Below are 23,535 nucleotides of genomic sequence, written 5' to 3' on the forward strand. Positions count from 1 at the left end.
CCACCCTGACAGGAGCCCCATCAATGAGCAGCTTTGGCGCAGAAGTTATCTGGACACGTAAAGAAGCCGAAATCTTTACCGATCGCCGCTATTCACGGGGGCATGTCTGGCGCTTTGATGGCGGGGCGGAGGTTCCGGCATCCTCTTCGCCACATGTCGTGCCACTGCCCTATTCTGTTGAGGACAATGTCGATCCGGAAGAGGCCTTTGTCGCAGCCCTTTCAAGCTGCCACATGCTGTTTTTCCTGCATTTTGCATCTGATGCGGGTGTGGTCGTGGATCAATATGCCGATAATGCCATCGGCGAAATGAAAATCGTGGCGGGCAAAACCATGATCACCAAGGTCACCTTGCGCCCGAAGATTACCTATGGCGACAAGGCCCCGAACAGTGAACTGGAAGCAGACCTTCATCACCGTGCCCACGAAGCCTGCTTCCTTGCCAATTCAGTTAAATGTGCGGTTCTGGTCGACCCTGTCTAGCACTCAATCGACCAAGGGCTTTTGCGCACAAATGGCATAGCGATGCTGCGCGCCGCGTTCCAACCCCTTGGCAAGGCTGATGTGTTTCTTTTGCGCTGAATGGATTTTCTTCAGATTGAAATCAACTGCAATCGGGTCAAAGCCAATTTGGCGGAGCATTTTGGAAACTTCATCGGCACGCGCACCGTCAGAAAAATGCACCCGCGCCAGAATGTCGTGATGGGTTTGCATGTGCGGGACGGCCGCAACAGGTTTGCGCATGCCAAGCCGTTCAAACAAACCCGCCAGCGCCTTGTTAAGTTTTGTCGCCCAGGTCGGCGAGACAAAATCACCATCAACGATCAGAAGCTTGCCACCGGGTTTGAGCACACGGAACCATTCCGTGAATGCCGCCACCGGGTCAACCAACGTCCAGACCAGATGGCGGGTGATGATCACATCATAACTGTCATCATCTTCAAGCGTGCGTTCGGCGTCGCCCAACAGAAAACGAATTTTCGATCCGCGCTGTTTTGACTTCGCACGCGCCTTTTCAAGCATCGCCTCGGACCAGTCCATACCGGTCACCGCGAATCCGAGATCATGCATCAGGTGGCTGATCACGCCTGTCCCGCTGGCAAGGTCAAGCGCCTTGCGGCCGTCACCCTTGCCAAAATGACGTTCAAACAGGGCATGCCAGGCCACACGTTCGGTTTCTGAAAAAATCTCGTGACCGGGTTGCTCGTCAAAGGTGGCAGCCCGCATTGACCAGTATTCCTTGATCTCTTCACGCAGATTGTAATTGCTAGCCTGATGCATGGTGGTCGGGTCTCTCTCTGGCTTTACTCTGCGATTCTCTACAGGTTTTTCCTGCTTTATCGCACAACATCACAACAACTTAATATGTGATTGATTTGCAATTTCTATGCGAAAAATATTGATTTGCATTCTCAATAGCTGATAATCCGGCGCTCAGGCAATTGTAATTTGAGGGAACGGGAATGAAAATCTTTGGTGCATTTGCAGCACTGACCATGTTGGTGGCAGGGGCTGCACAGGCGGCGGAATCCGTCACGGTAACGGATGTTGCCGGTCGCGAGGTTTCGGTCAACTTGCCTGTTGAACGGGTTATTCTGGGGGAAGGTCGCCTGCTTTATGGTCTGGCAACGCTCGATAGCGAAGACCCTTTCCAGCGTGTTGTTGGCTGGCGCGATGATCTGAAAAAAGCCGATCCGCAGACCTACAACATCTATGCTGCAAAATACCCCCACATTGACGACATTCCGACCTTTGGTGGCATGAAAGACGGCACGTTCGATATTGAACAGGCCATCTCGGTCAATCCTGACGTCGTGATCATGAACCTCGAAGCCAAAGCCGCCACCGAAGATGGTGGTTTTGATGAAAAACTTGCCGCCGTTGGTATTCCGCTGGTCTATATCGACTTCCGTGAAGCGCCGATGAAAAACACCGACACCAGCATGAAAATCCTGGGTCAGTTGACCGGCAAGGAAGATCGCGCAGCGGAATTCATCAAATTCCGTTCTGACAGCATCAAGAACGTCACTGACCGCATCGCCAAGGCAAATCCGGAAAAACCGCAAGTCTTCATTGAACGCGCAGCGGGCTATTCCGATGAATGCTGCATGTCGTTTGGCAACGAGAATTTCGGCACCATGGTTGAAATGGCTGGTGGTGTGAACATCGCAGCATCAATCATCCCGGGCACCTTTGGCACCATCAACCCGGAACAGGTTGTTGCTTCCAACCCCGATCAGTTCGTTGGGACCGGTGCAAGCTGGGAAGCATATTCCCCGGGCGGCGGATGGGTTGGTCTTGGCCCGGATGCCGATATGGTCGAAGCGCGGCGCAAATTGGTTGCCCTGATGGAACGTCCGGCATTTACCGGCATCAAAGCGGTTGAGAATCGCGAAATCCATGCGGTTTGGCACCAGTTCTATAACAGCCCGTATCAGTTCGTTGTGATCGAACAGATGGCAAAATGGTTCCACCCGGATCTGTTTGCCGACATCGACGCCGAAGCAACCTTCAAGGAACTGCACGAACGCTTCCTGCCGCTGGATTATCAGCCGGGCTACTTCATCTCGATCAGCGACACAGTCACAAACTAATGACGACCAACCCCATCAGCGTCGAAGCCGGGAGCGTGCATTACAAGGCACGCTCCCTGCGTCGTTTCTTGCTCCTGCTTTTGATGGGCGGGGCATTGTTCATTTCGTTTGCTGTCGATCTGGCAACGGGCCCGGCGAATTATCCGCTATCGGACGTGATCGCCACCCTGCTTGATCCCTGGTCGGCGACCGATCAATTGCGCGTCGTGATATGGGATATCCGCATGCCGGTTGCCCTGATGGCGCTGACCGTGGGCGCAGCACTTTCCACCGCCGGGGCGCAGATGCAGACCATCCTTGCCAACCCGCTTGCCAGCCCGTTTACACTGGGCATCTCGGCTGCGGCCGGGTTTGGTGCGGCATTGGCACTGGTTCTTGGGGTTGCATTGCTGCCAGCCTTTGTCGATTTCATCATTCCGCTCAATGCCTTTATCATGGCGATGGGCACGGCACTGATCATTCATTTCTTCAGCCGCCTGCGCGGTGTGACGGTCGAAACCATTGTTTTGCTGGGCATTGCACTGGTGTTTACCTTCAACGCGCTTCTGGCCCTTTTGCAGTATCTCGCAAGTGAACAGGCGCTTGCCGCTGTTGTGTTCTGGACCATGGGGTCGCTGGTTAAGGCAACATGGACCAAGGTCGCCGTAACAGCAGCAGCTGTCATGATCGCCATTCCGCTCTTTACCCGTCAGGCATGGGCATTGACCGCCCTGCGTCTTGGGGATGCCAAGGCGGAAAGCTTTGGCGTCAATGTGCAGGGGCTTCGTTTGCGGACCATGCTGATTGTCAGCCTTCTGGCAGCCATTCCGGTATCGTTTGTCGGCACGATCGGATTTATCGGGCTGGTTGGGCCACATATTGCCCGCATGCTGGTCGGTGAAGATCAACGCTTCTTCCTGCCCGCATCAATTCTGTGCGGGGCGCTCATTTTGTCGGCCACCTCGGTTCTATCCAAATTGCTGATCCCGGGTGCAATCCTTCCGATCGGGGTGATTACCGCCCTTGTGGGTGTTCCCTTCTTCTTCTCGCTGATCTTCGCAAGTCGGAGGAAATCATGGTAACGCTGCGTCTTGAAGATATCGGGACCCGCTATGGCAAGGTGCAGGTGGTATCAGGTGTTACAACACCAACCATTCAGCCCGGCACTGTAACCGCCGTTATCGGCCCGAATGCCGCGGGCAAATCAAGCCTGTTTCGCCGCGTCGCCGGATTGGCGAAAGGTGGCGGCAAAGTCGATATTGGAACGCATCGCAAAGAACGCAATACGATTTGCTATATGCCTCAGGATACTGGATCGACTGCCGTTCTGTCGGTGTATGAGTCTGTCATTCTTGCTGCCAAACAGGGATCAAGCCTGCGTGTGCAGAACGATGAACTGACCCGGATTGATGACATCCTTGCGGCCTTGCGCATTTCCGATCTGGCCGGGCGTAATCTGGGCGAACTCAGCGGCGGACAACGCCAGTTGGTTGCCATTGCCCAGACGCTGGTGCGCGACCCCAAGATTCTTTTGATGGATGAACCGACATCGGCCCTTGATCTGCATCGCCAGATGGAGGTTCTATCGTTCATGCGCGATATCGCCAAAGGCCAGAACATCATTGTTCTGATTGCCATTCACGATCTGAACCATGCGCTGCAATATTGTGACCAGGCGATGGCGATTCGCGATGGCAGGATGGTGGCGTTTGGTCCGTGTTCGGATGTGATCGACAGCGATCTTCTGCGCGATGTCTATCAGGTCGATGGCCATGTTGAGATGAATTCACTTGGCCATCCCCATATCGTACTGCGCGGGCCAAGCGATGAAACCAACAGCCGCCACAACATCGCAGTCGGTCACAATACACAAACCGAAACCACCCGCGCCGCGCAATAGGCGCGAGATCACCACGGGCTAAAGATCTAGACTGGCAGACGTGTGATTACGTCTGCCAGTGGGCGCAGGTGTTTTGAGATAATCTCGACAGCTGCCTGTTCATCGTAATTTTCAAGAGCTTCGATCAATTGTAAATGTTCGCGGTCGATGGTTTCGGCTCTGGACGGATGAACACGCATGGCGGCGATCGCCACCCGTTGCTGACGCACCTGAAGTGAATCGTAAAGCTCTACAAGCACCCGGTTGTCAGTTGTTGCAACAATTGCACGGTGAAAAGCCTGATCGTATTCAGCGCGTTCCACGAAGTCCTTGCTGTCGGTTGTCACACACATCTTGTCATATAGAACACGCAAATCCGACGGCAGCGTAAGCTTTTCGCGACATATGTGTGCCATCGCATGGCTTTCGATCAGACGCCGGCTTTCATAAACTTCGGCAAGTTCCTTGGCCGTGATCTGACGTACCACAGCACCACGACGCGGTGTTAGAGTGATATAATGATCATTCTGCAAACGGTGTAAGGCTTCACGTACAGGCGTGCGTGAAACGCCTACCGCCTCCGACACGACCTTTTCTTCGATGAAGTCCCCTCCCTGCATTTCACCGTTCAAAATTTTCCGGCGAACATAGCTGTAGACAAGCTCCTTTGCTGGTCGCTTGGTCTTTTCCGTTTCGTTTTCAACGGATTCCGCAGGTTTTGACATCGTGCCTCGTGTGGGTTGTCGCTTGTTAGTCACACAATTATACAAGAAATTCGACCTAGACAACGAAATATTTCTTATGTACATGTCATGTATACACGAGAAATAACAACAACTGAGGCTACTAAAATGCGCGTCGCCGTTTGCCAGCTCAACTCACAAGACGACAAGGAAAAGAACCTTGCCACTGCAGAACGCCTCGTGCGCGAAGCAGCTGCAGACAAAGCCGATCTGATCGCCTTGCCGGAATACTCCGAATATCAAGGCCCCAAGGATGGAGCGTTCGAAGCCGCCGAAGCAGAAGGTGGCCCCACCACCCAACGCTTTGCTGCACTTGCAAAGGAACTTGATGTGTCGATCCTGTTGGGTTCGATCCGCATCAAGAACAGTGATTCCGATCGTTGTTCGAACCGCAGCATCCTGTTTGGCCGCGACGGCCAGATCAACGCGCAATACAACAAGTTGCATCTTTATGATGTCGATCTGCCGGGGCGTATCACCTACCACGAATCCGACACCGTTCAACCGGGCAGTGAAATCGTTACCGGGGAAGTGAACGGGCACAAGGTCGGTCTTTCGGTCTGCTATGACGTGCGTTTCCCGGAACTCTATCGGTTGCAGGCACTTTCAGGAGCCGAAATCCTGTTCGTCCCGGCAGCGTTCGCGCTTTACACGGGACGTGACCATTGGGAGACCCTGCTCCGTGCCCGTGCGATTGAAAACCAGTGTTTCGTCATTGCACCGGGACAGGTCGGACCTTATCCCCCTGCAGGTGCCTGTAACGGGCGCAGCATGGTCATCGATCCATGGGGTACCATTCTGACCTGCATGCGTGACGATGTTGGCTATGCCATCGCCGATCTTGATTTTGCACAGCAGACCAAAGTGCGCGAAGAACTCCCCGCGTTGAAAAACCGCCGGGATGACATGTATTCGATCAGCGCAAAATCATAAACCTCCCTCGTCTGCCACCACAGACAGGCGGCCTTTCGGGGCCGCCGCCTGACGACCAAACAGAAAGAAAGCCCCACGAAATGTCTGCACCGAAACACGGTTTCTGGATGTCTTCACCAAGTTTTGCCGCTGCCGAGATGGCACGCTTGGCAGGTTATGAATTCATCACCCTTGATATCGAGCATGGCTCCTTTGATCTGCAAGACCTTGAACGTTTTATCCCGTTCCTCAAATCGATTGGCTTTGAAGTACTGGCCAAGGTTCTTGGCCCTGAACGCGGCCCGATTCAGCAGGCGCTTGATTTTGGCGCGGACACAGTCGTTATTCCCCATGTCATGAGCCGCGCCCACGCCGAGGAAGTTTGCGCATTTGCCAAGTTTCCCCCGCTTGGTGACCGCAGCTTTGCCGGCGGTCGCACATCGAACTATGCCGGTTTTGATGATGCCTGGGTCAAGCAGCAAGACACGAAGACGCGCTGCTATCCGATGATTGAGGATCACGGTGCGGTTGAGGAAATCGAAGCCATTCTGGCACTTCCAACTGTGGATGGCGTATTCGTTGGACCATCGGATTTGTCTTTACGTCGTGAACGTGGTGCCTATTCGCGCAAACCCGGCGACTTCGACGACCTTGGCAAGATTGCCGCTGCGGCACGTGCTGTTGGCAAAGATTGGGCTCTGCCTGCCTGGAGCCCGGAAGAAAAGGAATTCGCAGCCCAGAATGGCGCCAGTCATGCCGTTCTGATCATGGAACATGGTGCCTTATTCCAGGGGCTGAATGCCGCAAAGCAAACCATGAACGAGATTATTGGAAAATGAGCACCCAGAACCACTCCATCATATCGCGCATTGACTGGGTCATGACCAAGATTGGCCTTTGGTTATCTTGGTTTGCCGCAGCTTTGATCGTTTACATGCTCGTACATATTTCAATCGAAATCGTACTGCGTGCATTTTTCGATACATCGACTTTTGTGTTGGAGGAGTTCGTTGGTTATGCGTTGGGTGCCATGGTCTTCATGGCGCTCGCCGCAACTCATACCGAGGATCGGTTGATCCGCGTGAAACTTTTGAGAGATGCGGTCAGCAAACGCACACAGGCTGTTGCAGATCTCGTCGCAAATATCGCTGCCATGTGTGCCGGCATCCTTCTGTTTGGCGCATTGTTCAACATCTTCACACGTAACTGGCGCTTTGGAATTACCAGTGCAAGCTTCGCGGAAACGCCGCTGTGGATTCCGCAGATGTTCATAATTGCGGGGCTGGGTTTTTACCTCCTGCGGTTGCTGGTCAACATTCTGCTGTACGCCCAAAAAACACTCATGGCTGAAAACAGCCAGCAGTAATCAGGTGAGGCAACATGGATCCGCTTTCAACAGCAATGATCATCCTGGCTGCCATTCTCGTCGTATTGGCATCCGGAATCTGGATTTACGTCGGACTAATTCTGGTCGCGACTTTTTCACTTATGGTCTTTGGCGACATGGCGCTCGACCGAGTCATGAATATTTTCGGTTCAATCATTCTGCGAAGTTCCGGGTCTTGGGAACTGGCGGCCATTCCGCTGTTTGTCTGGTTGGGTGAACTGATTCTCAAGACCGATATCTCAGCGCGCATTTTTCGCGGGTTAGGCCCGCTCGTGCGCTTGCTGCCCGGTGGGCTCATCCATTCCAATGTTTTGGGCTGTACAATTTTTTCGGCCATCTGCGGATCCAGTGCTGCGACCACAGCAACAGTTGGCAAGATCACCATCTCCGAACTTGGGAAGAACAACTATCGCCGCAGTCTTGTACTGGGGTCTCTGGCCGGGTCCGGCAGCCTTGGTCTTCTGATCCCGCCATCCATTGTCATGATTGTGTATGGCGTTCTGGCCGAAGTCCCGATCGACCGTCTGTTTGCCGCTGGCGTCCTGCCTGGCCTTTTTATTGCCGGAACTTTTTCTGCATATGTCGCTATTATCTGTCTGATATCGGGTGACCGGGAAAAAAATCCTGAAAACACACATCAGACACCTGCCCCTGAAGCCAGTATTGCCGAAGGATATGGATGGTTTGACAGTCTGCGTGATTTGGCACCGATTATCGTCATCATCACGCTGGTTCTTGGCTCGATCTATAGCGGCATAGCAACACCCTCAGAAGCGGCAGGCATTGGCATGTTATGCGTTCTCGCACTGACAGCACTGACACGCACTCTGAGCTGGGATGTGTTCCAAAGCTCTTTAATGGCAGCACTTCATACCAGTGTCATGATCTTCACCGTGGTTATTGCCGCGTCACTGATTTCAACTGCTCTTGGCTATCTTCATATCCCGGTCGAACTGGCGAACTTCATTGTGAGCGCAAACATCTCACCCGGCCAGTTCATCATTCTGACGTCAGTTTTCTTTATTTTCCTTGGCATGATCCTGGATGGTGTTTCCATCATCGTGATGACGCTGCCAATCCTGTTTTCGATTGTCCAAAGCCTTGGAATCGATCTGATATGGTTTGGCATCTATCTCGTGATTATGGTCGAAGTCGGTCAGATTACACCACCCGTCGGATTCAATCTGATGATCATTCACGCCATTGACGGGGTGCCGATTTCGCGCATGGCGCTTTATGCCCTGCCGTTCTGCTTCCTGATGTGCGCGTGCGTTGCGGTGTTCTATTTCGCCCCGAACATCGTTCTCTATCTCCCGAATATCCTGTTTAACTAAGCAAATAACGAGGCTTCACAATGATCAGGTCACTACTTGTAACCGCTGCCACCCTTGTACCTCTGTGCCTGGGACAAGTGGCCAACGCGGCCGACTTCAAATGGGATCAGTCGACTGAATATGGTCCGAATTCGATCAACACCAAAACCGATGAATTCTATGCCCAGCGTCTGAGTGAACTTTCAGACGGCCGTATTGAAATTACCATTCATTCCGGCGCATCACTTGGTTTCCGTGAAAAAGACCATCTGTTTGCTGTTGCTGACGGTGCTCTGCCAATTGCAACAACAGTCAGCGGCACCCTTGCCGGCGTCGACCCGATTTTCCTGCTAAGCTCATTGCCCTTCACAGCAAAGGATTTCGATGACGTCCGCAAGCTTTGGGAAATTGCCCGCCCACATTATGAAGCTGTCTTCGAAAAATACGGTCAGAAACTGATTCATGCCGGTTGGATCGACCCGTCAGGGATTTGGGCCAACAAGGAAATCGCTGCAGTAGAAGACCTCGAAAACCTGCGTATTCGCACCTATGACGCCACCGGCACGCGTGTTCTGAACGCGCTGAACGCATCGCCACTGCAAATCTCGTGGTCTGATGTTGTGCCGCAGCTTGCGACCGGCTCGATTTCCGCAGTCCTCACCGGTGTCGATGGTGGTGCGGCATCCAACTTCTGGGATTACACAAATACCTTTACCCAGATTAACTATGCCATGCCGCTCACATTCGTGCATTTGAACCTCGAAACCTACAACGCGCTTCCCGAAGATCTGAAAGACGCTGTAATGCAGGCAGGTAAAGAAGCGACCGAATGGCGCGCCGAGCAGGTTCGCAAGAATCAGGCGGCAAAATACGAAGAACTTCGGGCCCACGACATGACCGTTTTCGAAAGTGTTGACCCGGCCTTCGCAGCCAAATTGTCCAAAGCCGCACAGCCGATTATCGATGACTGGAAAGAAAAGACCGGCGATCGCGCGAACCAGATTCTTGATGCATTTGATGCGCAGTAAGTGATTCTCCCGGCATCGCGTTCAAATGACGCGATGCCGGTTTTAACGATGTGATACGTTCAGAATTGATGCGATTTCCGACGACCGGCCACAAACGCGACCAGTGAGCCAAAGTACGGATTTCCTTAATCCGAAGTGCCGTTCAGACGGACAAGCAAGCGTTCGATACGGTCCGCATGTGCGGCCTCGACGCGAGCCAGGCTTTCAAACCACGCTGCAACATCTTCCAGCCCCTCTTCACGCGCAATACGGGCCATTTCAGGATAGCTGTTTTCAGCTTCGGCCTTTTCCTGTTCGTATGCGGATTCAAGATTACGGCGCGTCGTGCGCATTGCCTTGTCAGCTAACGGGTTGTCCGCTGTTTCGAGAAATTCCAGATGACCAAACGCATGGCCGGTTTCGGCTTCGGCAGCAGTGCGAAATAGCTCGGCTGCCTCATTCTCACCTTCAATATCGGCTTGCTGGGCGAAATACAGATAACGGCGGTTGGTTTGGGCTTCTGCGGCAAAGGCTGCGCGCAGGTTTTGCTCGGTACGTGTTCCCTTAAGCGCCATGTGCGCTGTCCTTTATTATTATGTGCCAGATGGTCATGGAGTAGCTGGCGAGTAGACAAAAACCAGGCGGCAGAACCGAAAGGTCCCACCGCCTTCTTATTTGTCTGGATATCCGTCATCGTCAAGCAGAGCAGGGGCAATTTACCCTGATACGATGCCAGATTTCATCAGTCTGTTACCTGCGTGAACCAAGGAAAACCGACATTCACCCGCGTTAAGCTGCATCCCGTTCTGCGCGGTTGCGCCTCAGGCGGAAAACCAGATCGACCGATGCCAGTTCCATGCCGCTTGGCGCATTTGGAATACTGGCGATTTTGACATCCTCAGCCGGAATATCGGACAGCATGCCGTCTTCTTCGCAATAGAAATGATAATGCGGTTCGGTATTGGTGTCGAAATAGGACCGGCCCGAATCAATCACGATTTCATTGAGAAGCCCGGCATCCGTGAATTGATGCAACGTATTATAAACCGTCGCCAGCGAAACCTTGACGCTGTTGCTCATGGCTTCGGAATGAAGTTGTTCGGCGGTCACATGACGATGACCTTCATCAAACAGCAAACGTGCCAGCGCCAGACGCTGGCGCGTCGGTCGAAGATTGGCCGCCTTAAGCCGATTGAGCGCGTTGGTATATGGACGCGACGTCTGTTCCATTGCTTTGCCCCTTTAACATGATCGGACCATGGCTCTGATGGCCTCTGGAAACAAACTAGAGAACAAAGAAGCCCGTTTCTTTGATTTTGATCAACTTAAATCATGGCGTGGAATAGCCAGGTCCCAACGCAAAAGGGCCGGTAAAACCGGCCCTTTTGAAAATTGTTCCTGACAACAGAATCAATCGCCCGTCATGATACGGTCGACCAGTTCCTTTACGGTCGGGATATTGCCATTGGCATAGAACGGATCTTCGCCAAATTTATAGGCATTGTGACCGGCAAACATCAGCTCATTTTCCACTTTCGCGCCATGAGCAATGTTTTGCAGCGTCTTCTGAATGCAGAAGGATCGCGGATCAGCGCGCTTACCCGTTGTGCCTTCGTGCTGTTCCCAGTTGGAGAACTGGCACTGCGACAAGCACCCCATGCAATCAATCTGATCTTTTTTGATCGTCAATGCACTGTCGGGGGTGACGAACACCATGGTGTCATCGGGGGTCGGCATGCCTTCGGTATAACCAGCGTCAAGCCAGCCACGTACCTTATCGGCATCATCTTCACGCACATAGATCGGACGTCCACGACGGCCCAGCGGAATGCCAACATGCAAATCGGCCTCAGCCGTTCTGGAATAGCGGACCTGACGGTCAGAACGCTGATGCAGATCTTCAAGGAAGTCGTTTCGCACAGCCGAGCTGTAAAAACCGGTCGGGCTGAATTTATGCAACGAAACATCACCGTCCTGAAGACTGGTCAGACGCTGTTTCCATTCGTCGGAAATTTCGCTTTCCTGTGTGAGGAGCGGACGGGTACCGAACTGGAAGGCCACCGGGGCAACTTCCGGATTGTCGATCCAGTCTTCGAAATCACGCAGGAACCAGACCCCACCGGCCATGATAATCGGGACATCATTCAGACCAACGGAATTCATGAATTCACGCAATGCACGAACACGCGGGAACGGATCTTCGGGCACAAGCGGATCTTCGGAATTTGACAGGCCATTATGACCGCCAGCACGCCATGGATCTTCATAAACCACGCCGCCCAGCCATTCCGGGATCTTTTTGTAGGCACGCAGCCACAAAGCACGGAACGCACGGGCCGATGACACGATCGGATAATAGTGCACACCATACTGGGCTGAAATCTGCGCGATCTTGTAGGGCATGCCCGCACCACAGGTCACCCCGTGGATAAGGCCCTTGGCACCTTCAAGAACACCGTGAAGAATGGGTTCAGCACCGCCCATTTCCCACAAAACGTTCATATGCAAACGGCCTTCGCCGTTTCGCATTTCATGCGCGATTTGCGCCTGTGCAATACCCCCGCGGATACCATATGCCACCAGTTCCTGGTGGCGGTCACTGCGGGTTTTACCTTCATATACAATCGGAACCAGATTGCCGTTTTCGTCATAAGAATCGGCATTCACGGCGGAAAAAGTCCCGATACCGCCGGCAGCAGCCCATGCGCCGGAACTTTTACCCGTCGATACAGCGACGCCTTTGCCGCCTTCGATAACCGGCAAGACTTCTTTACCCGACATGACGAGCGGTTTAAGGGCTTTCAAATTCGTCTCTCCCATTCGGCATTAGCCAGCGACACCAAGGTATCGCTCAGAGAGCCGGACGACGTCATGTTTTTATCGTCGTCCGGCATCCCGTTTGCTTATTCGGCGTCGCCTGCGTCGAGGTCAGCACCGGTTTCCTGGTCGACACGTTTCATCGACAGTTTGATTTTGCCACGATCATCGAAACCGATGACTTTGACTTTAACCTGATCGCCTTCTTTCACGATGTCCGAAACCTGTTTGACACGCTCAGGTGCCAGCTCGGAAATGTGAACAAGACCGTCGCGCGCACCAAAGAAGTTTACGAATGCGCCGAAATCGACAGCCTTAACGACCTTACCGTCATAGATATGATTCAATTCAGGTTCTGCAACGATGGATTTGATCCAATCGACTGCCTGCTTGCCTTTTGCACCGTCGGTATGTGCGACAGTGATCGAACCATCATCTTCGATGTCGACTTTTGCGCCGGTTTCTTCGCAGATTTCGCGAATGACCTTACCGCCCGAACCGATGACGTCACGAATTTTGTCTTTCGGGATCGAGAACTGGGTGATGGTCGGGGCGTTGCCCGAAACTTCACCACGTGCTTCCGGTAGCGCCTTGGACATTTCGCCAAGGATATGCAGACGGCCATCACGGGCCTGTTTCAGAGCAATCTGCATGATGTCTGCGGTCACCGAGGTGATCTTGATGTCCATCTGCAGCGAGGTGATACCATTGTCGGTACCCGCAACCTTGAAGTCCATGTCACCAAGGTGATCTTCATCGCCCATGATGTCAGAAAGAACGGCGAAATCGTCGTCTTCCTTGATCAGGCCCATGGCGATACCCGCAACCGGACGTGCCAGCGGAACACCGGCATCCATCATGGCAAGCGAGCTTGCGCAAACGGTTGCCATCGAGGACGAACCGTTCGATTCGGTCACTTCCGAAACAATACGGGTGGTATAGGGGAAGGCATCCTTGCTTGGCATCAGCGGGTGCAGCGCACGCCATGCGAGTTTGCCGTGACCGATTTCACGACGGCCCGGCGAGCCCATACGGCCAGCTTCACCAACCGAGTACGGCGGGAAGTTGTAATGCAGCATGAAGCTTTCACGGTATTCACCGTCAAGGGCATCAACGATCTGTTCGTCCTGACCGGTACCAAGGGTGACAACGGCCAGTGCCTGGGTTTCACCACGGGTGAAGATCGAGGAACCGTGCGAACGCGGCAGAACCGAAACTTCGCCCATGATCGGACGAACGTCAGCACCGGTACGACCGTCAATACGCTTGCCGGTTTTCAGGATCGCACCGCGAACGATGTCTTTTTCCAGATCCTTGATGATCGAGGAAACCTTGCCTTTGAGTTCATCAGGAACGTCATCACCAAGTTTCTCGACGATTTCTGCTTTTGCTGCGGCAACAGCAGCCGAACGCTCCTGCTTGACAACATTGGCATATGCCTTGGTCAGAAGGTCGGTACCAAGACCACCGATTTTTTCGACCAGTGCGTCGTAACCATCCGGAAGGCCTGCAACTTCGCGCGGCTCTTTGGCAGCATCTTCAGCCAGATCGATGATCAGGTCGAGAACGCCCTGGAACTGCTCGTGACCGAATTTGACCGCACCAAGCATGATGTCTTCAGACAGCTCGGATGCTTCGGATTCGACCATCATCACGCCATCACGGGTACCGGCAACAACAAGATCAAGATCGCTTTCCTTGATGTCTTCGGTCGACGGGTTGAGGGTGTATTCACCGTCTTTGTAGCCAACGCGTGCCGCACCGATCGGGCCCAGGAACGGAAGACCTGAAATGGTCAGGGCAGCGGACGTACCAATCATGGCAACCACGTCCGGGTCATTTTCCATGTCATGCGACAGAACGGTACAAACAATCTGGGTATCGTTGCGATACAGCGGGTGGAACAGCGGACGGATCGGACGGTCGATCAGACGCGAAACAAGGGTTTCTTTTTCCGACGGGCGGCCTTCACGCTTGAAGAAACCACCCGGGATTTTGCCAGCGGCAAATGCTTTTTCCTGGTAGTTAACAGTCAGCGGGAAAAAGTCGACATCCGGGCGCGGCTGCTTTGCGCCAACAGCAGTACACAGGACAACGGTTTCACCGTAGGTAACCTTGACGGCACCATCTGCCTGACGAGCAATTTTACCGGTTTCGAGAACCAGTTTGGCATTGCCCCACTGCATTTCCTTGCGGACGACATTAAACATTATTTTTCTCTTCCTCTTACAAACCTCTTGCGGACCCGAAAGTGTACACGAGTTCCGAACACATTAATCATGAGGCTTTCATAACAATAGCGTCATGATTAATGGGTCCGGCGTAAGCATCGGGTCGGCCGATCCGACCTTGCTTCTCGTGCTCCGATCCACCGGAACATTAAAAAAAACGACGGCGGAGGTCACCCTCCGCCGCAGTTCGATATCAGCGGCGAATACCGAGGCGTTCACGAACGCTCTCGTAACGCGACTGGTCTTTGCGCTGCAGATACTTCAGCAGGCGGCGACGCTGACCAACCATCATGAGAAGACCACGACGGCTATGGAAGTCGTGGTTATGTTCTTTCATGTGCTCGGTGAGGTTTTTGATCCGTTCAGTCAGGATTGCAACCTGGACTTCGGGGGAACCGGTGTCACCGTCTTTCTGAGCGTATTCTTTGATCAACTCAGCTTTGCGTTCAGCAGTAATCGACATCAGGCATCCTTTCGCCTTTAGAGATTAAAAACACGTACAGGCCGGATTTCGCCACCATTGATCTCTGCCAACGCAACTGCGCGGTCATTGAGCATGGCACAGACGATTTCGTCCTGCACGACGGGGTTTTCAAGGGCATTGCGCTTTGCCACCGGCAACAGCCCGACAGGCTGGCCAGAGGAAAGGCGTTGCGCCTCGACTTCGGTCAGGGCCAGCGCCGGGATGTCGTCCAGCGCGGTCTCAACCGGAAGCAGTTTCTTCATCACCTCGTCCGGGTCCATCTCCAGCAATTCCTGCAGGGGGATGGAAGTCCCTTCTGAAAACGGCCCCGCCGAAGTCCGGCGCAGCGCGGCAATATAGCCGACAGTACCAAGGCGCAGCGCAATATCGCGCGCCAAAGATCGCATATATGCACCCTTGCCCGACACAACGTCGAACACGGCGTGATCGCGATCTGGCATATCGACCAGTCGAAGATCCTTGATCAGAATCGGACGTGGCTGCAACACCACATCTTCATCGCGGCGCGCAAGATCATAGGCACGTTTGCCATTGACCTTGATTGCCGAAAACTTTGGCGGCACCTGCTGGATTTCGCCAATAAACTCACCCAGCACAGCCTTGATTTCGTCTTCAGACGGACGATGGTCAGAGGTTTCAATAACCTCGCCTTCTGCATCATCCGTACTGCGTGCTTCGCCGAATTTCAGCGTCACGCGATAACTTTTGCTGCCATCCATGACATATGCAACCGTTTTGGTTGCTTCGCCAAAGGCAATTGGCAGAACGCCAGACGCCAGAGGATCAAGCGTTCCGCCATGTCCGGCCTTGTTGGCATCAAGCAGACGACGCACCTGATTGACCACAGTCGATGACGTGATCTCCAGGGGCTTGTCGACCGCCAGCCAGCCATTAATGCTTTTACCGCGACGGCGACGCGCCATCAGTCGTCCTCATCTTCCGGGTCGCCGGACCGGTTTTCCGCAAGATCCTGCGCAACATGCGGATCACGCAGAAGGGAACCAATATGATCGGCGACATCAAAACTCTTGTCTTCGACAAAACGCAATGCAGGCACATATTTCATGTGAACCGTATGGGCCACATGATCGCGCAGGTGTCCTTTCTGACGCGTCAACGCCTTAAGCGACGTTTCTGCCTCACCGCCGCCAAGCGGGGTAAAGGATACCATAGCATTACGCATATCCGGTGAAAGACTGACGCCGGTAATAGTTACCGGGCGACGTGTCAGGTCCGGGTCGTAAATATCTCCACGCTCCAACGCCCGCGACAGCGCCTGACGGATTTCTTCCGCCACTCGGAGCTGTCGCTGACTTGGTGCTTTGGCCGGTTGCTTCGCCATTTCAGTTCATCACCGTCTTACAGTTCGACGGCGATTTCCTCATTCTCGAAGCACTCGATCACATCGCCTGCCTGGATATCGTTATACTTGGCAAACGACATACCGCATTCATAACCCTCGCGGACTTCCTTGACTTCGTCCTTGAAACGACGGAGCGTCGAAAGTTCGCCAGAGTGAATAACGACGTTGTCGCGCAGCAGGCGGACACCCGCGCCACGTTTGACGATACCCTCGGTGACCATGCAACCGGCGATCTTGTTGCCAGAGATGGAGAAGATGTCGCGGATTTCTGCATAGCCCAAGAACTTCTCGCGAACTTCCGGAGACAGCATGCCCGACAGCATCTTCTTGATGTCATCAGCAACATCATAAATGATCGAATAGTAACGAATATCAACGTTATCACGGCGGGACTGTTCACGGGCCTGCTGGTTTGCACGCACGTTAAAGCCGATGATCAGTGCATTGGATGCACGCGCCAGCGTCACGTCAGATTCGTTAATTCCCCCCACACCGCTGTGCAGAACGCGGACCGAGACTTCTTCGTTACCAAGTTTCTGCAGCGTGCCGATAAGGGCCTCGACAGAACCCTGCACGTCACCCTTGATGACGATCGGGAGTTCTTTGACCTCGCCGCTCTGTGAGAACATGTTCTCAAGCGCGGATTTCTTCATCGCGGCAGCCTGGGTTTCACGAATGCGGCGCTGACGGAAGTCAGACACTTCACGTGCCTTGGCTTCATTTTCAACAACCACAAAGTCGTCACCCGCGGACGGAACACCGTTCAGACCGGTGACCTCAACCGGCATACCCGGAATTGCCGTCTCAACGCGCTGACCGTGATCATCGACCAGAGCACGAACACGACCCCATTCCGGCCCCGTGACAAAGATGTCACCGGTGCGCAGCGTGCCGCGCTGAACCAGAACGGTTGCGACCGAACCACGGCCTTTTTCCATACGGGCTTCAACAACAACACCGTCCGCGACGCGTTCCGGGTTGGCCTTAAGGTCCAGAACCTCGGATTGCAGCAGAATGGCTTCTTCAAGTTCGGTCAGACCGGTACGCTGTTTGGCTGAAACCTCAACAGCCTGAACGTCGCCGCCCATTTCCTCGACCACAACTTCATGCTGAAGCAGCTCGGTTTTCACCTTATTGGCATTGGCCCCCGGTTTGTCGATCTTGTTGATCGCGACAATCATCGGAACGCCCGCTGCTTTGGCGTGACTGATGGCTTCAATCGTCTGCGGCATGACCGAGTCGTCGGCAGCCACAACCAGAACCACGATATCGGTAACCTTCGCACCGCGTGAACGCATTTCGGTAAATGCCGCGTGGCCCGGGGTATCGATGAAGGTGATTTTCGAACCGGTTGCCATGGTCACCTGATAGGCACCGATATGCTGGGTAATACCACCAGCTTCGCCACCGGCAACATCGGTTGCGCGCAGGGCATCAAGCAAAGAGGTTTTACCATGGTCAACGTGGCCCATCACGGTCACAACCGGCGGACGGCCAACCAACTGTGCTTCGCTGTCGTCGGCTGATACCAGTGCTTCTTCAACATCGGCATCGGAAACACGGCGCATATTGTGACCAAATTCTTCGACCACGAGCTGTGCGGTATCGGGGTCAAGGCTCTGGTTGATGGTCGCCATAACGCCCATGCTCATCAGGGTCTTGATCACGTCCGCAGCACGTTCGGCCATACGGTTGGCCAGTTCCTGAACGGTAATTACGTCCGGAATAACCACATCACGCACGACTTTTTCCTTTGGTTTCTGAGGGCCTTGGGCGCGGGCCTTGGCTTTGGCCTGCTGGCGCTTGATCGATGCCATGGAACGACGGCGACCACCTTCGTCACCGCTCATGGCGTTGTTGATCGAAAGCTTGCCACGACGACGACCGTCATCTGCCTTGGTACGCGCAGCCTTGCCCTTGGCTTCTTCTTCGGCGCGCTTGCGCGCAGCCACACGGGCATTTTCTTCGTCAATTTCCTTGCGGCTTTTGGCTTTGGCATCTGCCGGTGCTGCACGGCGACGTTCTTCGGGTACAAGCGGCTCAGCCGGTTCGCCCTGAATAACGTTTTCCGCAGCCTTCGGCGTCGCAGCCGGTTTCGGCTTGGAGGTTTTGCCTTTGGCCGTTGAAGCTGCAAGCTGCTTTTCAACGTCTTCTACAGACGGAGAATCGTTGTCAGAAGCAGCAGGGGCTTCGTTCTGTTTTGCTTCTGCCGCTGCTTTGGCTTCTTCTGCCTTGCGGGCTTCTTCTTCGGCTTTGCGCGCAGCTTCTTCGCGTGCACGAATTTCAGCGTCGGCTTCCTCTTGCTTGCGGCGCTCTTCAGCAGCCTTCAAAGCAGCCATGCGGGCAGCACGTTCGCCGTCGGTCAGGTTGCCGTGGTCTTCCACAGCCGGGCGTGACTTCGGTTTCGGCTTCGGTTCATCGACCGGCTCTTTTTTGACTTCCGGCTCCGGTGCGGCTGCAGCGGGTGCCTGTTCGTCAACGAGATCCTTCTTCACTTCACGGAAGCGGCCGGATTCGTTCTTCTCGAATGTACGCTTCTTGCGCACTTCGACGGTCACTGATTTTGACCGTCCATGCGAGAAGTTTTGACGAACCTGCCCAGCCTCGACCGTCTTGCTCAATTCAAGCTTCGATCTGTTGAGGCTCAGCGGTTTCTTCTCCTGATCGCGATCACTCATAATCCGTCCAACTTCCTCATTTCCTGCGGGATCGACGACATAAGCCGATCCTGTCCTGTCCGTCTGGCGCATGTCTGGTCTCAGACTGCGCGAAATCCTTCAAGCCGCTTGCAGGAACGACCCAACCGCTTGGCGAGTCCTCCTGGCGCAACGGCCACATGTACTGCTTTTTCGCGACCAAAGGCCGCGCCGATTTCAGCAGCATCCAGAACGGAATAAATCGGCAGATCCCGGGCCTTGGCCTCGATCTTGGATTTTCCGTCTGCGGCACCATCGCGTGCCGCCAATATCAAAGCCGCACCCTCGGCAATCTGGGCACGTACCTTTTCAAATCCTGCAACGGCCTGACCGGCACGTCGCGCCAGCGACAACAGATCGATACATTTGCGCGTCAGCAATTCTTCGATCCGGTCAGCAAGTGCGGCGTCAACCACGACCTTTTGCCGGGCCGCCCGGGCAAAGGCATTCTTTGCACAGGCGGTATTTATCACATCCCGCGACGGGCACAACCATAATCCCCGCCCCGGCAGCCGTTCCTCAAGATCGGGAACAACCGAACCATCCGGCCCGATTACAACCCTGAGAAGATCTTCCTTGTTCCGGACTTCGCCGGTGACAATGCACCGGCGTTCCGGAACCTCGGCTACCTTGCCGCCTTTACGATGCGACATGGCATCCTCCGATCGGCCTTAAGCCTCTTCGCCTTCGGCGGTTTCGGTTGTTTCTTCGGTCTCGTCTTCAAGACCATCAAACCAACCAAGTTTGCGACGAGCTTCCATGATCATGTCATTGGCCTGATCCATGGTCATATTGTCAGCATCGCCGACATATTCGATCAGCTCGTCACTTGCCAAATCGGCGAAATCTTCAAGGTTTTTAACGTCGTTTTCGCCAAGGCGAACAACAACAGCCAGCGACAGACCGTTAAATTCGACCAGATCGTCAGCAACCTTGAGTTCTTCACGACGCTTCTGAAGACGTTCGGCTTCTTCGGAAAGGAAGGTGCGTGCGCGGTTGCGCAGCTCTTCAGCGATTTCCTCTTCGAAACCTTCGATTTCAGCCAGCTCTGCCAGCGGCACGTAACCGACTTCCTCAATCGAGGTAAAGCCTTCCGCGACGAGGAGATGGGCGATAACTTCGTCAACATCAAGGGCCTTGATGAACATTTCCGCACGCTTGCGTGCTTCTTCCTGACGACGTTCGCTTTCGTCTTCCTCGGTCAGAATGTCGATATCCCAACCGGTCAGCTGGGATGCCAGGCGGACGTTCTGACCACGACGTCCAATCGCCAGGCTCAGCTGATCGTCCGGAACGACAACTTCGATGCGGTTGGTTTCTTCATCAATCACAACCTTGGTGACTTCGGCCGGGGCCAAAGCGTTCACCACAAAGGTTGCCGGATCTTCCGACCACTGGATGATATCGATTTTCTCGCCCTGAAGTTCGGCAACAACGGCCTGCACTCGCGAACCACGCATACCGACACAGGCACCGACCGGGTCGATCGAGGTATCCGATGACAGAACCGAAATCTTCGCGCGCGAACCCGGATCACGCGCAACCGACTTGATTTCGATGATGCCGTCATAGATTTCCGGCACTTCCTGGGAAAACAGTTTTGCCATGAAGGTCGGATGGGTACGCGACAGGAAGATCTGCGGGCCACGCTGTTCACGGCGCACATCAAGAATGAGCGCACGCACACGATCGCCCTGACGGACGGTTTCGCGCGGGATCAGTTCTTCACGGCGCAGAATGGCTTCGGCACGACCGATATCAACAAGAACGTTGCCAAATTCGACACGCTTGACGACACCATTGATGACTTCGTCTGCACGGTCTTTGTATTCTTCGAACTGGCGTTCACGTTCTGCGTCGCGCACCTTCTGAACGATGACCTGCTTGGCGGTCTGCGCAGCAATACGGCCAAAATCGATCGGCGGCAGCGGATCAACCAGGAACTCACCAAGATTGACGTTTTCGTCACGGATACGCGCCTGTTCAAGCGACATCTGGGTGAAATCGTTTTCGATTTCATCAGTGACTTCGATGTATCGCGCCAATTTGATTTCGCCGGTCTTGCGGTCAATGTGGGCACGAATATCATGCTCATGACCATATCTGGAACGGCCCGCCTTCTGGATGGCCTGTTCCATTGCGCCAAGAACCTCGTCACGATCAATGCCCTTTTCACGGGCAACGGCATCAGCGACCTGTAAAAGTTCCGGCCGCGGCATTCCCGAAGTTGCTTCCATATCCAACCTCTATTCTGCGTTTTCGTCATTCCGGCGTTCGCCGGTGACGTGCGCGATCAATTCATCCGTCAGCACCAATTTCGCCTTTGCGACATCGGCCAGCGGCAACAAGACACGTTCGCCATCAACAATCAGGGCGACCGCATTATCTTCAACTCCATCCAGCAAACCGCTGAAACGGCGACGGCCATTCACGGCCATCACCAGTTCGACCTTCGCCTCAAATCCCTTCCACACATCAAAATGCGGAGCACGGGTCAGTGGGCGGTCGATCCCCGGGGAACTGACTTCAAGGTGATAAGCACCTGAAATCGGATCCTCGACATCCAAAAGGGCAGAAACCGTACGGCTGATTTCGGCGCATTCAGTAACATTGATGTTGCCTTTTGCGTCCGGGCGATCTGCCATGATCTGCAGGATATTGTGGTCCCGCCCGGTCATGGAAACACGGACCAACTCAAAACCCAGCGCGTTAATCGACGGCTCGATAATCGCCGTGACTTTCGCCATCAACGGGTCTTTCAATTGTTGTCCAATCAGTTCAGCCATATAGCGATGCCATACCCCAAAAAGCACAAAAGAGCGGGCGCAGGGCCCACTCTTTGTCAGAAATTACAAAAAGCTTGGCGGCTTTATACAGCCGGTTTGCGCAGAAATCAAGTCAGGATACCCAAAGACAAAGCCATTCAACCCAAGGATTCCGGGCAAAACAGCAAACACGCTCTCGCCAGTTTAAAATGCCTGACCGTTCCCTGCTGAACAGGCACTAAAACCCGATACGCTGATAGACCGACAACTTCTTTCAAGCTGCTGGTTTTCCGTGGTTAATTGAGGCTGCCTGCCGCCATGCCCGGTCATTGTTCGCCAATGGACGCCATCCTATGGGCAGAGCATCGCATTCTTCACGAAATCACCAAATAGAAACAAGTTATCATGCCCCGCCATGCCGGAATCGCACAGCAGCCCTGAACCAGCCAATCAATGCGGTAAAATGGGCACCGATTAAGCGACTCCCCGCGACACACCAGTCAAGGATCACGTCGCTTGGCCAAGTGTTGCTTTCAGCCCTGACGTGATCTACGACGAAAACGCAAATAGTTGCATTTCTTGCCCTGACGCAGGGCTTTTTGCTCGTAGCGGGTCTTAACCCAATCTTCTGGCGGCTGACGCCAGTCGTCCGGGCTCTCGGCCAGCCACTCAAAATCCGGATGATTGTGCATATGCTGCAAGGTCCAGGAAATATATTGCATATCATCGCTGGCAACCCGGAATTCTGCCCCGTCTTTCAAAAGGCGGGCCAGCAATGCCAGATTTTTCGGACCGATAAAACGGCGTTCCGCGTGGCGCTTTTTGGGCCAAGGGTCGGGGAACAGCAAGAAGGCCCGGTCAAAACATGCATCGACAAGCTTATACAGCAGCGGACGTGAATCGTCGGCAATCACACGCACATTCGATAGACCCCGTTCATCAAGATGGCGAAGCAGGCTGCCGACCCCATCCATAAACGGTTCGGCTCCGATAATGCCAACATTCGGGTTGGCTTCAGCCTGCCCGGCAAGATGTTCGCCCCCGCCAAAGCCGATTTCCAACCACAATTTTTCAGGCTGTTCTGCAAAATAGCTGTTGGGATCAACACCGTCTGTATCCGGATAGGTTATGCCGATTTTCGGCATCATCGCATCCACAAGGGCCTTGCGGGATTCCTTAAGCGGTCGACTACCACGACGGCCATAAAAGTTCGGACGGTCAGGGGTCGGCAATGGGCGTTCTTTGTTGCGCATGGTCGTATCAGTCGATCAGGGTCAGGGCATTTTGGGTTAAACGGGCGGCCTGAAACACAACGGCCACAGACAATATCAAAACGGGCGACCCGGTGTTTCAGGGTCGCCCGCCT

23 protein-coding genes are annotated in these 23,535 nt (G+C 54.0%); 9 read left to right on the top strand and 14 right to left on the bottom strand.

Going from position 1 to position 23,535, the window contains the following annotated elements:
• The first annotated feature begins 23 nt into the window (after positions 1-23).
• Positions 24-482, top strand: coding sequence for an OsmC family protein (locus JF44_RS0117335; RefSeq protein WP_033070224.1), 459 nt, complete (start codon positions 24-26; stop codon positions 480-482).
• A 3-nt stretch (positions 483-485) separates the two neighbouring features.
• On the opposite strand, the gene JF44_RS0117340 is transcribed toward JF44_RS0117335, so the two are convergent.
• The gene (locus tag JF44_RS0117340; protein WP_033070225.1) at positions 486-1,280 is read right to left on the bottom strand and encodes a class I SAM-dependent methyltransferase; all 795 of its coding nucleotides are present in this window, start codon (positions 1,278-1,280) and stop codon (positions 486-488) included.
• A gap of 182 nt (positions 1,281-1,462) precedes the next feature.
• On the opposite strand from JF44_RS0117340, the gene JF44_RS0117345 reads away from it, so the two are divergent.
• Genes JF44_RS0117345 through JF44_RS0117355 form a run of 3 tightly spaced genes read left to right on the top strand, consistent with a single transcriptional unit; the run spans position 1,463 to position 4,472 of the window.
• On the top strand, positions 1,463-2,593 hold the full coding sequence (locus tag JF44_RS0117345) for an ABC transporter substrate-binding protein (protein WP_033070226.1): 1,131 nt from the start codon (positions 1,463-1,465) through the stop codon (positions 2,591-2,593).
• Positions 2,593-3,654, top strand: a complete 1,062-nt coding sequence (locus tag JF44_RS0117350; RefSeq protein ID WP_052066015.1) for a FecCD family ABC transporter permease — start codon at positions 2,593-2,595, stop codon at positions 3,652-3,654. Before JF44_RS0117345 ends, JF44_RS0117350 begins: the two co-directional genes overlap by 1 nt.
• Entirely contained in the window at positions 3,648-4,472 is an 825-nt protein-coding gene (locus JF44_RS0117355) for an ABC transporter ATP-binding protein (RefSeq protein WP_033070227.1), read from the top strand. The genes JF44_RS0117350 and JF44_RS0117355 overlap by 7 nt, the downstream gene beginning before the upstream one ends.
• A gap of 26 nt (positions 4,473-4,498) precedes the next feature.
• Here JF44_RS0117355 and JF44_RS0117360 read toward each other — a convergent pair whose 3' ends face one another.
• Positions 4,499-5,176 (bottom strand): GntR family transcriptional regulator, encoded by a 678-nt coding sequence (locus JF44_RS0117360; protein ID WP_033070228.1) that lies wholly within the window; start codon positions 5,174-5,176, stop codon positions 4,499-4,501.
• A gap of 126 nt (positions 5,177-5,302) precedes the next feature.
• Between JF44_RS0117360 and JF44_RS0117365 the strand changes: the two genes are divergently transcribed.
• The 5 genes from JF44_RS0117365 to JF44_RS0117385 all read left to right on the top strand — a co-directional run bounded on the left by JF44_RS0117365 (position 5,303) and on the right by JF44_RS0117385 (position 9,834).
• A complete protein-coding gene (locus JF44_RS0117365) occupies positions 5,303-6,127 on the top strand; it encodes a carbon-nitrogen hydrolase family protein (RefSeq protein WP_033070229.1) in 825 nt (274 codons plus the stop codon).
• An 80-nt stretch (positions 6,128-6,207) separates the two neighbouring features.
• Positions 6,208-6,945, top strand: a complete 738-nt coding sequence (locus JF44_RS0117370; RefSeq protein ID WP_033070230.1) for an HpcH/HpaI aldolase family protein — start codon at positions 6,208-6,210, stop codon at positions 6,943-6,945.
• Complete coding sequence (locus JF44_RS0117375) at positions 6,942-7,472, top strand: TRAP transporter small permease subunit (protein ID WP_052066016.1); 531 nt, start codon at positions 6,942-6,944, stop codon at positions 7,470-7,472. The genes JF44_RS0117370 and JF44_RS0117375 overlap by 4 nt, the downstream gene beginning before the upstream one ends.
• A gap of 14 nt (positions 7,473-7,486) precedes the next feature.
• Positions 7,487-8,827 (top strand): TRAP transporter large permease, encoded by a 1,341-nt coding sequence (locus JF44_RS0117380; RefSeq protein WP_033070231.1) that lies wholly within the window; start codon positions 7,487-7,489, stop codon positions 8,825-8,827.
• Between the two features lie 20 nt (positions 8,828-8,847).
• On the top strand, positions 8,848-9,834 hold the full coding sequence (locus JF44_RS0117385) for a TRAP transporter substrate-binding protein (protein WP_081944492.1): 987 nt from the start codon (positions 8,848-8,850) through the stop codon (positions 9,832-9,834).
• 125 nt (positions 9,835-9,959) lie between these two features.
• On the opposite strand, the gene JF44_RS0117390 is transcribed toward JF44_RS0117385, so the two are convergent.
• The 12 genes from JF44_RS0117390 to trmB form a co-directional block, all read right to left on the bottom strand.
• Complete coding sequence (locus JF44_RS0117390) at positions 9,960-10,388, bottom strand: rubrerythrin family protein (RefSeq protein ID WP_033070232.1); 429 nt, start codon at positions 10,386-10,388, stop codon at positions 9,960-9,962.
• A gap of 214 nt (positions 10,389-10,602) precedes the next feature.
• Entirely contained in the window at positions 10,603-11,043 is a 441-nt protein-coding gene (gene irrA, locus JF44_RS0117395) for an iron response transcriptional regulator IrrA (protein WP_033070233.1), read from the bottom strand.
• Positions 11,044-11,223: 180 nt separating this feature from the next.
• Positions 11,224-12,618 carry an NAD(P)H-dependent flavin oxidoreductase gene (locus JF44_RS0117400; protein WP_033070636.1) on the bottom strand — a complete coding sequence of 465 codons (1,395 nt, stop codon included), beginning with the start codon at positions 12,616-12,618 and terminating at the stop codon, positions 11,224-11,226.
• Between the two features lie 98 nt (positions 12,619-12,716).
• The gene (gene pnp / locus JF44_RS0117405; protein WP_033070234.1) at positions 12,717-14,840 is read right to left on the bottom strand and encodes a polyribonucleotide nucleotidyltransferase; all 2,124 of its coding nucleotides are present in this window, start codon (positions 14,838-14,840) and stop codon (positions 12,717-12,719) included.
• A gap of 214 nt (positions 14,841-15,054) precedes the next feature.
• On the bottom strand, positions 15,055-15,324 hold the full coding sequence (rpsO, locus tag JF44_RS0117410; RefSeq protein WP_033070235.1) for a 30S ribosomal protein S15: 270 nt from the start codon (positions 15,322-15,324) through the stop codon (positions 15,055-15,057).
• A gap of 17 nt (positions 15,325-15,341) precedes the next feature.
• Complete coding sequence (gene truB, locus JF44_RS0117415) at positions 15,342-16,268, bottom strand: tRNA pseudouridine(55) synthase TruB (RefSeq protein WP_033070236.1); 927 nt, start codon at positions 16,266-16,268, stop codon at positions 15,342-15,344.
• Positions 16,268-16,687 carry a 30S ribosome-binding factor RbfA gene (gene rbfA, locus JF44_RS0117420; RefSeq protein WP_033070237.1) on the bottom strand — a complete coding sequence of 140 codons (420 nt, stop codon included), beginning with the start codon at positions 16,685-16,687 and terminating at the stop codon, positions 16,268-16,270. Before rbfA ends, truB begins: the two co-directional genes overlap by 1 nt.
• 17 nt (positions 16,688-16,704) lie before the next feature.
• The gene (gene infB / locus JF44_RS0117425) at positions 16,705-19,386 is read right to left on the bottom strand and encodes a translation initiation factor IF-2 (RefSeq protein ID WP_033070637.1); all 2,682 of its coding nucleotides are present in this window, start codon (positions 19,384-19,386) and stop codon (positions 16,705-16,707) included.
• An 80-nt stretch (positions 19,387-19,466) separates the two neighbouring features.
• The gene (locus tag JF44_RS0117430) at positions 19,467-20,057 is read right to left on the bottom strand and encodes an RNA-binding protein (RefSeq protein ID WP_033070238.1); all 591 of its coding nucleotides are present in this window, start codon (positions 20,055-20,057) and stop codon (positions 19,467-19,469) included.
• A gap of 18 nt (positions 20,058-20,075) precedes the next feature.
• On the bottom strand, positions 20,076-21,641 hold the full coding sequence (nusA, locus tag JF44_RS0117435; RefSeq protein WP_033070239.1) for a transcription termination factor NusA: 1,566 nt from the start codon (positions 21,639-21,641) through the stop codon (positions 20,076-20,078).
• Between the two features lie 9 nt (positions 21,642-21,650).
• Positions 21,651-22,190, bottom strand: a complete 540-nt coding sequence (rimP, locus tag JF44_RS0117440) for a ribosome maturation factor RimP (RefSeq protein WP_238318489.1) — start codon at positions 22,188-22,190, stop codon at positions 21,651-21,653.
• 512 nt (positions 22,191-22,702) lie between these two features.
• Positions 22,703-23,422 carry a tRNA (guanosine(46)-N7)-methyltransferase TrmB gene (trmB, locus tag JF44_RS0117445; protein ID WP_033070240.1) on the bottom strand — a complete coding sequence of 240 codons (720 nt, stop codon included), beginning with the start codon at positions 23,420-23,422 and terminating at the stop codon, positions 22,703-22,705.
• Positions 23,423-23,535 lie beyond the last annotated feature (113 nt).

Source organism: Thalassospira australica (assembly GCF_000763295.1).
GTDB lineage: Bacteria > Pseudomonadota > Alphaproteobacteria > Rhodospirillales > Thalassospiraceae > Thalassospira > Thalassospira australica.